The organism is Streptomyces sp. 13-12-16, assembly GCF_002114215.1.
GTDB lineage: Bacteria > Actinomycetota > Actinomycetes > Streptomycetales > Streptomycetaceae > Streptomyces.
In genome coordinates, this window is record NZ_NCTE01000886.1 from 1 (window position 1) to 2012 (window position 2012).

The window sequence follows — 2012 nt, forward strand, 5'->3', positions numbered from 1 at the left end:
CCCCTCCCGCCGCGTTTCCGCAGGTGGGAGGGGTTTGGATGTGGAGCCTAGGGGAGTCGAACCCCTGACATCTGCCATGCAAAGACAGCGCTCTACCAACTGAGCTAAGGCCCCGGAGGAAAGCGTCCACCTGCGAGAACCGCATCCCGGTGGGCGCCTGTGACCAGAGTACCGGGTCCCCCCGGGGATTCCGCAAAAAGATTGGGGGTCCCCGTGACCAACCACTCTCCGTAAGATGCTCGGACGTGGTTCGCTACAGCGAACCACGGTTCTTGGGGAAGCGATGGGGAGACGCAATGGACGCCGCACAGCAGGAAGCCACCGCAAGAGCGCGGGAACTGCAGCGGAACTGGTACGGGGAGCCGCTGGGGGCGCTCTTCCGTAGGCTCATAGACGACCTGGGCCTCAACCAGGCTCGTCTCGCGGGGGTGCTGGGACTGTCCGCACCGATGCTGTCGCAGCTGATGAGCGGCCAGCGGGCGAAGATCGGAAATCCCGCCGTGGTGCAGCGGGTGCAGCTGCTGCAGGACCTGGCGGGGCAGGTCGCCGACGGCAGTGTGAGCGCGGCCGAGGCGACCGAGCGCATGGACGAGATCAAGAGGTCACAGGGGGGCTCGGTGCTCAGCAACACCACGCAGACGACGAGCGGTTCGGGGGCGCCCACGGTCAAGCGGGTGGTCCGTGAGATCCAGTCACTGCTGCGTTCGGTGGCCGCCGCCGGCGACATCATCGAGGCCGCCGACACCCTCGCCCCCACGCACCCCGAACTGGCAGAGTTCCTCCGGGTCTACGGCGCGGGCCGCACCTCCGACGCGGTCACGCACTACCAGTCCCACCAGAACTGATTCCCCGCCCGGCGGCCGGAGGGGGTTCGGCCGCCGGGGACGCGCGGAAGACGGGGGGACACCGCAGGGGAGGGGCGACGCACAGCGATGGGTGAGGTCTTCGCCGGCCGGTACGAACTGGTCGATCCGATCGGGCGCGGGGGTGTCGGTGCCGTCTGGCGCGCCTGGGACCACCGGCGCCGCCGTTACGTGGCCGCCAAGGTCCTGCTGCAGAGCGACGCCCACTCCCTGCTCCGTTTCGTGCGCGAGCAGGCGCTGCGGATCGATCACCCCCATGTCCTGGCACCCACCAGCTGGGCCGCCGACGACGACAAGGTCCTGTTCACCATGGACCTGGTCGCCGGCGGTTCGCTGGTCCACCTGGTCGGCGACTACGGCCCGCTGCCGCCGGCCTTCGTCTGCACCCTGCTCGACCAGTTACTGGCGGGGCTCGCCGCGGTGCACGCGGAGGACGTCGTGCACCGCGACATCAAGCCCGCCAACGTGCTCCTGGAGGCCACCGGCACGGGCAGGCCGCGGCTGCGGCTGTCGGACTTCGGCATCGCGATGCGGCTGGGCGAGCCCCGGCTGACCGAGACCAACCTGGTGGTGGGCACGCCGGGTTATCTCGCGCCGGAGCAGCTGATGGGCTCCGAACCGGACTTCCCCGCCGACCTGTTCGCCGTGGGCCTGGTGGCGCTGTATCTGCTGGAGGGCGCCAAGCCGGACGCCAAGGCCCTCATCCAGTACTTCGCCGACCACGGGACGCCCGGCGCGCCCCAGGGCATCCCCGAGCCGCTGTGGCAGGTGGTGGCCTCGCTGCTCCAGCCGGATCCGCAGGCGCGGTTCCGTACGGCCACGGGGGCACGGAAGGCGCTCGCGGCCGCCGTGGAACTCCTTCCGGAGCCCGGCCCCGACGACGAACTGATCGAGATCTTCGACCAACTGGGCCCCCTGCCCCCGGGGTTCGCCGCGGACGGCCCGCTGAAGCGGGCTTCGGGCGTGGTGCGTACGGCCCCGGAGGAGGAGCGGGGTTCTCCGCCCGGCTCCGGATCCGTCCGGGACACGGGCGGCGCGGACGGATCCGGCGGCACGACCGGCCCGGGGCCGGTCCGGCCGGCCACGGCGGCGGGCGCCGGCACGAACGCCGGAACCGGCTCAGGGGAGCGTGGTGCGGGCCCGGACGGG

2 protein-coding genes and 1 tRNA gene are annotated in these 2012 nt (G+C 71.5%); 2 read left to right on the forward strand and 1 reads right to left on the reverse strand.

Annotation, left to right across the window (positions count from 1 at the left end):
* Nucleotides 1-41: 41 nt before the first annotated feature.
* A tRNA-Ala gene (locus tag B7767_RS31290) sits at nt 42-114 on the reverse strand.
* Between the two features lie 182 nt (nt 115-296).
* Between B7767_RS31290 and B7767_RS31295 the strand changes: the two genes are divergently transcribed.
* Nucleotides 297-845, forward strand: coding sequence for a DNA-binding protein (locus B7767_RS31295; protein ID WP_030857021.1), 549 nt, complete (start codon nt 297-299; stop codon nt 843-845).
* An 87-nt stretch (nt 846-932) separates the two neighbouring features.
* The coding region (locus B7767_RS31300; RefSeq protein WP_256923636.1) for a serine/threonine-protein kinase at nt 933-2012 on the forward strand (1080 nt) is incomplete at its 3' end.

Excerpts from the sequence above, each read along its gene's own strand:
- B7767_RS31295 (WP_030857021.1), top strand. The coding sequence starts at position 297 with ATGGACGCCGCACAGCAGGAAGCCACCGCAAGAGCGCGGGAACTGCAG.